Here is a 341-nt window from a genome sequence, read left to right on the forward strand (position 1 = left end):
TGCCAAAGCCACAAACCTAAACACGCGTGGTTTTACACTTTAATAACATAGCTCTGAGTTTTAAGAGCAATATGGAGATATAAACAAGAATGGCCCGCCCTTCAGGATTCGAACCTGAGACCTTCCCCTTAGGAGGGGGACGCTCTATCCAGCTGAGCTAAGGGCGGAAAAATAGGCGCAGGAATAATAGCGAGCAAATGAGTCAGGCTCAAGTGGAAATTACACGTTGCAACAGATTATTCCCATACAATTGAAGCCAGGACTTGCGATACCCACTGTTACCTACGACTAGGACAGTGCCTTAACCTTCGTTTGTAAACTTTGGAAGCGTTTGTATTGCC

Annotated in this window: 1 tRNA gene; it reads right to left on the bottom strand. The window is 45.5% G+C overall.

Features of this window, described 5'->3' with window-relative positions:
- Positions 1-90: 90 nt before the first annotated feature.
- Positions 91-167 (bottom strand) — tRNA-Arg (locus A3735_RS22600).
- Between the last annotated feature and the right edge of the window lie 174 nt (positions 168-341).

The sequence above is a fragment of the Oleiphilus sp. HI0061 genome (assembly GCF_001635675.1).